Origin of the sequence: Nostoc sp. PCC 9305 (genome assembly GCF_963920915.1) — a bacterium.
In the GTDB taxonomy this organism is placed as follows: domain Bacteria; phylum Cyanobacteriota; class Cyanobacteriia; order Cyanobacteriales; family Nostocaceae; genus Nostoc.
On sequence record NZ_CAWUDN010000185.1, the window covers coordinates 1 to 8,188 of the forward strand.

Annotated in this window: 7 protein-coding genes, 1 tRNA gene and 1 pseudogene; 6 read left to right on the top strand and 3 right to left on the bottom strand. The window is 42.0% G+C overall.

The features are described from left to right. Window positions 1-343 precede the first annotated feature (343 nt). Together ACM0OX_RS34345 and ACM0OX_RS34350 are read left to right on the top strand one after the other, a co-directional pair. A complete protein-coding gene (locus tag ACM0OX_RS34345; RefSeq protein ID WP_414519530.1) occupies window positions 344-1,114 on the top strand; it encodes a pentapeptide repeat-containing protein in 771 nt (256 codons plus the stop codon). Between the two features lie 36 nt (window positions 1,115-1,150). Continuing rightward, on the top strand, window positions 1,151-1,774 hold the full coding sequence (locus tag ACM0OX_RS34350; protein WP_414519532.1) for a TenA family protein: 624 nt from the start codon (window positions 1,151-1,153) through the stop codon (window positions 1,772-1,774). 163 nt (window positions 1,775-1,937) lie between these two features. Here the strand turns inward: ACM0OX_RS34350 and ACM0OX_RS34355 are convergent, their stop codons facing one another. After that, window positions 1,938-3,560 carry an iron uptake porin gene (locus ACM0OX_RS34355; protein ID WP_414519533.1) on the bottom strand — a complete coding sequence of 541 codons (1,623 nt, stop codon included), beginning with the start codon at window positions 3,558-3,560 and terminating at the stop codon, window positions 1,938-1,940. A gap of 404 nt (window positions 3,561-3,964) precedes the next feature. Here ACM0OX_RS34355 and ACM0OX_RS34360 point away from each other — a divergent pair, with 404 nt between their 5' ends. The 4 genes from ACM0OX_RS34360 to ACM0OX_RS34375 all read left to right on the top strand — a co-directional run bounded on the left by ACM0OX_RS34360 (window position 3,965) and on the right by ACM0OX_RS34375 (window position 6,854). Beyond that, on the top strand, window positions 3,965-4,906 hold the full coding sequence (locus ACM0OX_RS34360) for a metal ABC transporter substrate-binding protein (RefSeq protein WP_414519541.1): 942 nt from the start codon (window positions 3,965-3,967) through the stop codon (window positions 4,904-4,906). Window positions 4,907-5,001: 95 nt separating this feature from the next. Next, window positions 5,002-5,778 carry a metal ABC transporter ATP-binding protein gene (locus ACM0OX_RS34365; protein ID WP_414519534.1) on the top strand — a complete coding sequence of 259 codons (777 nt, stop codon included), beginning with the start codon at window positions 5,002-5,004 and terminating at the stop codon, window positions 5,776-5,778. A gap of 47 nt (window positions 5,779-5,825) precedes the next feature. Then, window positions 5,826-6,707, top strand: coding sequence for a metal ABC transporter permease (locus tag ACM0OX_RS34370; RefSeq protein WP_414519536.1), 882 nt, complete (start codon window positions 5,826-5,828; stop codon window positions 6,705-6,707). Between the two features lie 74 nt (window positions 6,708-6,781). Beyond that, window positions 6,782-6,854, top strand: a tRNA-Phe gene (locus ACM0OX_RS34375). A gap of 63 nt (window positions 6,855-6,917) precedes the next feature. Here the strand turns inward: ACM0OX_RS34375 and ACM0OX_RS34380 are convergent. Next, window positions 6,918-7,355 (bottom strand): hypothetical protein, encoded by a 438-nt coding sequence (locus ACM0OX_RS34380; protein ID WP_414519539.1) that lies wholly within the window; start codon window positions 7,353-7,355, stop codon window positions 6,918-6,920. A 31-nt stretch (window positions 7,356-7,386) separates the two neighbouring features. After that, window positions 7,387-8,135, bottom strand: a pseudogene (locus ACM0OX_RS34385) (reverse transcriptase domain-containing protein); the annotation flags it as partial. Window positions 8,136-8,188: the final 53 nt, after the last annotated feature.

The following is an 8,188-nucleotide window of genomic DNA, read 5'->3' on the forward strand; positions in this document are numbered from 1 at the left end:
GGGGGATCTAAACGCTGGGAGGCAACTCTCAAAGACTTGTGTATACACCGTAGCCGCTCTTCGGGAGGGGAGACAAAGCGTAGCTTTGGCGGGGGTGGGGTTCTTCCGGTTTAATAAGCAATCAAGCGGACATGATATTATCAGTCTTAATATCGGCTCAATTTATACTTGCATGACTTTTCTACAATCCTTTACCATAGCCTTCCATAGGAAAGGTATCGCCAATTTATCAGCGATCTAGGCAACTACAGAGGACAAATTATTGAGATTGCTCATATCATAATGCTGAGGTATAAATCCATCTCAGTCAATATTGATATTTAGTAAAAAATATTACACAGACATGAAAAACCAACTTCTGGTTGCAGTTGCATTTTTAACCACAATTAGTTTGACAACAACCGTACAAGCAGCAAATTCTGAACATGTTAAACAGTTATTAGCCACCAAACAATGTCAAAACTGTGATTTGACGAGTGCAGGTTTAGTGATGGCTGACTTATCTGGAGCCAATTTGAGCGGTGCTAATCTCACAGGTGCTAACCTCAGTCGTGCAAACTTGAGTGGTGCAGATTTGCGGGGTGCAAACTTAAGTGGCGCGAGTTTATTTGGCGTTAACCTGAGCGAAGCTAAATTTAATGGGGCAAACTTGACGGGTGCTGATTTGAGAAATACTTATTTAGCAAATGCAGAACTAACTGGCGCTTACTTGAATGGGACTAACTTTCAAGGTGCAGTTGCGATACCATCACAAATTGCTTCACCAGCAGAATTTTATGCTTTGGGTGTAGCAGAAGGGCAAAAAGGTAACCAACAGCAAGCAGTTAGTTATTTTAATCAAGCGATCGCAATTAAACCAGAATATGCGGATGCTTATCTCGCTCGTGGTGTTGCCCGTTACCAAATACTAGATAGACAAGGTGCATTCCAAGATGCTCAAGTTGCGGAAAAATTGTTTACATCCCAAAACAACAGCACTGGAACCCTAACAGCCCAAACTTTTATAAAAGAACTGCAAACACCCGTCAATGAGAAGATAAGTACTGGTAAACCCAACTTCGTTGACTTTTTGGGAAGTATTGGCTCAGTCTTACTCCAGTTCTTCCCTTTTTAAAGGGGATAATAACAGTTGACATCTGACAAATGACAAATGACTTTATCTAACCAATTATGGGCAGCAAATCAAGACTTAGCCCAAGCTTGCCTAGAGCATCCTTTCGTTCAAGGTATTGGCGATGGTACTCTTGAGCGAGCTAAATTTGCTTACTACGTAGGGCAAGATGCTTTTTTCTTAGAAGCTTTTGCCCGTGCTTACAGTATCGCGGCAGCTAAAGCACCAGACTGGTTAGGTTTCACCACATTTCATAATTTAGCTAGTGGAGTTTTAGAAGAACTAAGGCTGCATAGTGCCTATGCTTCTGAGTGGGGAGTCAATTTGTATGCTGTAGAACCTGCATCTGCCACCCGCCGCTATACTGATTTTTTGTTAGCAACTGCTTGGAGCAAAGATGTGGGTTTAACTGCTGCGGCTATGTCTCCTTGTATGCGTTTGTATGCCTTTTTAGGAGAAAAATTGGCTTGTAACGGTATTCCTAATCATCAATATGCAGACTGGATTCGTACTTATAGCAGCGCAGATTTTCAACCACTAGCACAACAATTAGAAAATTTGGTTGACAATTATGCCGTTACTAATTCTGTTGTGCATTCAACTTATCGTTATGCGATGTTTTGTGAGCGCGACTTTTTTCAGGCTGCGTGGATGTTCAGTTGAGCAAATTCATATCTAGCAACCTTTTTGACCTTTCCTAAGTGTCGAACTTACGTTGTTTGAAGATATCAAGCCCAGTAAAAATGTTGAGTTCTGTTTTTAAACCTATACACAAAAGAAAAGACGCAAATTTATCCTTTGCGTCTTCTTTTAAGATTTTAAAAAATTAGAAACTGAATGTGGTTCTTAATGCACCAATAACAACATCATCATTATTGTCGTTGTGATCTGGAGATGTTAACCAGATGACTCCAGGAGTAATGGTGATATTGTCACTCAGCTTATACTGGTAGAACGCCTCAAGATGATAGGATGTATCAGGATCGCTATCCAACCCTGCGATGTCAGAGCTTGTAACTTTTGGCTCCATACCAGCGATGATACCTGCCAAGTTACCTTTTTTACCGAGGTCAGGGAAGCCCAAGGTGACAGCATAGTTCCAAATATCAACGTCTCCACGGGTTCCTCTCAAGCTTTGGCTGTTGGTGTATCCAGCCCAACCACCCAAGACGATATTATCAGTGATGCCAATAGATGCCTGGACGCCGTAAGAATTACTGGAAAATCCTACTTGATCTTCTGGTAAACCCTGGATAGCTGCTATATCCTGGAAAGTGGCGGCATTGCTACCTGTGAGTAGTGGTTGGTTGTAGGAATTGATGTAAGTTAAACCGATAGAAATGCGATCGCTTGGTTTAACTGTCAGCTGTGCCAACGCACCATAAGAACCATTGAACAAGCCATTATTGGGTGTAGGGTTATTAGCTGTACCACTCAAATACCCTAGACTTAATGCCAATTTTTCGCTGAACTCGTATGTTACTCCTAACCCCGCACCATTTATTTGGTTATAAATTGGGTTACGCGTACCAAAGGTGGACAAAGCACCAAAAGCACCATCACCATCAAAAAGATTGACAGTGCTGGTAAGGTCGTCTGCTGCACCAGCATTGGCAATAGCGATAACCTCTGTTTTTTCGCCCAGAGGGAATTTGTAATATAAGGCATCTATGGCAGCGTCAGTATTACCATCCTCGCCAGCAAAAAATAAGTTACCTTCTGGCGTACCAATATTAGGGCTGAGAATATTATTAGCCTGGATTCTGGTAAACAGCGTATCTTTCCCTGTGAAGCTGGTTACTAATTCTATGCGTGCCCGTACCCCTAAAGTTGTATTCTCGTCTGTTATTTCTGCACCATTAACTGTATTTCCTGACAACACATCGCTGACAACTGCGACAACTTGTCCTTGCAGTTTAGTTGTAGTTGAGAACTGATTCGCCTCCAATTCAGCAGTGCGCACTTCTACTGCATCCACACGACCTCGGAGTGTCGCTAGTTCTGCGGAAAAATCTTCTTGCAACTTTTGTAATGTGGCTAAATCTTGTTTGTTAACTAGATCGCCAGTGGCTGTAGCAATAAGTTCGTTAACGCGATCGAGACAAGCATTCAAACCAGCAGCAAACTCATATCGCGTTAATGCCCGATTACCCCGATAAGTGCTATTTGGGTATCCTGCAATACAGCCATATCGCTCAACCAAGGATTGCAATGCTTGAAATGCCCAGTCGGTGGGTTGTACATCGGAAAATTGGGACACGGAGGTAACTTGTCCCATTTTCTGATCTGGCGCGATGTTTTGAGCTTTTGCGTCTGGATTAGCTAAAACTTGCGGTTGATTGATTTCAGACTTACTCGATGTTTCACCTGCAAATGTAGCAGTATTCACAAATAGCATGACACCGCAGACTGCTGGACTAACTAGCAGATATTTCCAGAATTTTTGCATTTCTCTCCTCACACTGATCTCCAACTCACACCCAAACCACGTTTTTTAAACGTGTATTTTATGAGAATATTTGTCAGCAATCTTATCAGAAGTAAGCAACCTTTTTAACAAAAAAAGTCAAGAAATCCTAATTATTTAGGGAAAACTAAATTGCAAAGGGCTGTACCGTCTGAAAAAGTTTTGTTGTTACTCATTACACAGCAAACCCAGAATGATATTATGCACTTAAAATGAGAATGAGAATTATTATAGTATAAAATTTAGAATACTTCCCATTGTCAATAGCGATCGTGACAGAGGTAGAGCAAGCATCCGTTTGGAGTAGAAATATCGTGATTGTGAATTGCAGAGAAATTAGAACAGGTAGGCAAAGAAGCGGCATCTTGCCCATAATTGCTTTGCTAATGTTGTCGATGGCTACTGGGTGTAGCCAATCGAATCCGAATCAGGGAAAAACTTCCGAACAGTCGCCGCAAGCACAAGAAGCTGCTTTGACCCCACAGGCACAGCCGGGAAAAACTAAAGTAGTAGCTACATTTTTGCCGATATATTTGTTTACTAAGGCAGTAGCTGGAGATGTAGCAGATGTAGAAATTCTAGTGCCACCTGGTACGGAGGTACATGAATACCAAGCGACACCAGGAAATGTCAAAGCGATCGCTACTGCTAAGGTGTTAGTAAAAAATGGTTTAGGCTTGGAGCAATTTCTGGAAGGTACCGTCAAAAATGCCCAAAATCCCAAATTAACTGAAATTGATGCAAGTATTGGTATTAAACCCTTAAATGAAATTTCACCTGTTGTCAAAACGACGCCAGATGAAAAAGGCCACGAACATAGTCAGGGTAATCCGCACGTTTGGTTAGATCCAGTTTTGGCAAAACAACAAGTAACAAATATTCGAGATGGATTAATTGCAGCCGATCCGGCGAACAAAGCTACTTACGAAGCAAATGCTACAGCTTATATTAAAGAATTAGAAAGTTTAAACAGTGAATTTCAGCAGACTTTGCAGAAAAATCCCACTTGCACCTTTATTACCTTTCATGATGCGTTTCCATATTTAGCCAAACGCTACAACCTCAAGCAAGTTGCTGTGGTGCAAATTCCCGAAGATCAACTTTCACCAACAGATGTTCAAAATGCCGTCAACGCTGTGAAAAAATACAAAGTTAAAGCTTTATTTAGCGAACCAGGAGTAGATAATAAACTGCTGAACAGCCTCTCTAAAGACTTGAAAATAACTTTGCATACTCTGGATTCTCTAGAAACTGGCGAAACAGATCCACAGTATTATTTCAAGGCAATGAAAACTAATTTGCAAACTCTGGAAATATCGTGTAAATAGATTTATCATTTGTCAGTTGTCCTTTGTCCTTTGCAAATGACTAATGACTAATAACTAATGACCAATACTTCGACTACGCTCAGTACAAATGACCAATGACTAATGACATTCCTATTTTGAAAGTAGAAGGATTAACTGTTTATCAAGGCAGCTATTTAGCTGTTCGAGATGTTTCCTTTGAATTATTACCAGGAACAGATACAGCCATTGTTGGCCCCAATGGTGCTGGTAAAAGTACCCTGGTAAAAGCGGTTTTAGATTTGATCCCTCGAAGTGCTGGAACGATTGAAATCTTGGGTCGTCCAATTTCCAGATTGGGGCATTTACGCCACACGTTGGGTTATATGCCGCAAAACTTCATTTTTGACCGTAGCTTTCCTATTTCTGTCAGCGAAGTAGTCGGACTGGGATGGACTAAGGAAGGGGAAAAAAAGAATTCATTTTTTTCCCAGTTGTGGAGACAAGATCGGGAAAAATCAGCAGCAGTAACAGAAGCTTTACGGCGAACTGATGCTTATCATTTACAGCATCAAGCTATTGGTACTCTTAGTGGCGGTCAACTGAAGCGGGTTTTATTGGCTTATTGTTTGGTAATGCCTCGGAAACTTTTAGTACTAGATGAAGCTTTTGCTGGTGTTGATGTGCAAGGTGCAGCAGATTTTTACGCTTTGCTAAATGAATTAAAGCGAGAGGAAGGTTGGACAGTATTACAAGTTTCTCATGATATTGATATGGTCAATCGGCATTGCGATCGCGTGCTTTGCCTGAACCAAAGCATTGTTTGTACTGGTAAGCCAGAAATTGCCCTTTCACCGCAAAACCTGTTAGCAACCTACGGCCCAGGTTTCAGTCGCTACCAGCACCAACATTAAAATAATTCGTAATTCGTAATTCGTAATTCGTAATTAAAGAATGAAAAATGCCAGTAATTATAGATTTCTTCAATGATTGTCAGATAACTTGGCTTGCGATCGCTAGTAGTAATGACTTGCTAGAGTTGTTACTACTTGCCTCGATACAGCGTGCGTTTATGGGTGCTGCCTTGATGGGAATACTTGGCGGGATGTTGGGTAGTTTTGTCACCTTACGCCAGTTGTCATTTTTCAGCCACGCGGTAGGTCATGCAGCATTGGTAGGTGTGGCATTAGGTGTGCTGCTACAAATAAATCCTACTTGGATGCTGTTGCCTTTTACCTTAGTTTTTGGGCTTATTGTCCTCTACTTTATCGACAAAACCGACTTAGCTAGCGATAGCGTACTTAGCATAGTGCTATCTGGGGCATTAGCGATCGGTTTAATTCTTACGAGCCTAATTAAAGGATATCGTGGCAACTTGATGGCTGTACTGTTCGGGGATATTCTAGCGATCGACACCACAGATTTGATTTTGACACTGCTAGTCCTTGTGGGAGGAAGCATATTTTTACTATCAACTCTGCGACAGCAAATTTTATTGACCCTTAACCCCGATGTTGCCCAAGTTCAAGGCGTTCCCGTCCAATTGTACCGCTACGCTTTTGTGATCTTGCTTTCACTCGCCGTTGCTGTCGCGATTAAAGCTGTCGGTGTTTTACTAGTGAACGCCTTTTTGGTCATTCCCGCCTCCACCGCCAAACTGATGAGTCACCACTTTAGCCGCTTTCTAGTCATATCGGTAATAGTTGGTTCCATTAGCAGCATTGCTGGCATCATGGTCTCAGGTATTTTCAACCTTGCTTCTGGGCCAAGTATTGTTCTTGTCCAGTTTCTCCTATTTGTAGCCATTTTCGTCTGGTTTAAGTTCAGTTTGAAAGCTGCATAACTATTTTTCTCCAAAGACTTGCTATATTCTTTTATCTTTGCTACATTGATTAATCGTGGCTCACAAAAGCCCCAGCCGGGATAGCTCAGTTGGTAGAGCAGAGGACTGAAAATCCTCGTGTCACCGGTTCAAGTCCGGTTCCTGGCATCACAAAAGCACCATTTTGCAAGCGGTTCTGACTAAATTTCATGGCGGATTTTTAGTCAAGTTTTAGTCAGAAGATTTTACCGCTTTTTGATGACCCAAAATTTCTGGAACCTGGGGTCTATCTTTTTTACTTGCCATCAGTTCAAATGCCCTTTGGTGGTGTTGCTGGCTAATCCAGTGGTGGTAAAGTTCTGAGTGAACTTTGGCTGAATGCCCCATTTGTTGGGCGGCTAGCGAAATATCCAAACCAAACACCAAAGTACGTATCGCCCAGCAGTGGCGCAAGTTGTAGGGCGCAAAAATTTCGTGGCGGTGAAACCAAACTGTGACGACATGACCGATAGCGCGATTTGACTGGTTTAAATCGACCTTTGGTAAAACCACATTTTGCAAATCAAATTCCTCAAACCATTCGGGATAGCAAGGCCAAATTTGCCTGCTACCAGTTTTGGAATTATCGCTGACGCTGATGATGTAGTTGCCGCTGGCGATCGCCGCCAAGTCAAGCCGAGTGAAAATCGCACGCCCAGATTTAACTGAGAGGTGCGGGGAATAATATCCCCCATCGACTCAACCCTCGTTCTTCACTTGTACACTTTAAGCCACAGTATCCACATATGTATGGTTTTGCTTTTTAAGAGTTTTAGAGGTTTCCCCGTCATAGAGCTTGCTATTGCGTTCGCTCCAGTACGTTAAGTCTCCGTTGTAAGGTGATTTATCACCTTTGACCATGACATAGGAGTTTTGGAAGCAAGGAACCTTTGGGAATGCCTTTTGTGCAAGTTTTATACTTGATTCGTGGTCGTTCTTCGTTTCCTTGTTAAATACCGTATGTGTCCGTTTACTAAGGAACCAAAGTGAGAACCTTGATCCTGACATATCACAGAACCTATGGTAATTTCTCCATCCCCTAACGATTGGTGCGAGCTTTTCGGCTTTTACCTCAGAACCATAATTCGAGCAATTAACGATAGCTTTTACCTTCTGACGAAACTTTTTAAAATTCTCCTCTGAGGGAGTACAGTTAAATTTTCCGTTGCTTTGCACAATGATGTGCCAGCCAAGGAAGTCAAAGCCGTCTGTCGTAGCGGTTATCTTGGTTTTCTTAGCACTTACCTTCATTCCCCGTGCGTCTAGAAAATCGTCAATTTTGGCAAGTATCTCATTAGCATCGTCTTGAGGTCTAAGCACTATTACCATATCGTCGGCATACCGAACAGATGGGTATCTAATGTCTGATTCCGGGGTTTTGTTAGAGATTCTTTGATTATCTTTATGATACAGCATTTGCGGCTGTTATGAGGTACAATAGCAGCAACTAGCAAACCAGTTTC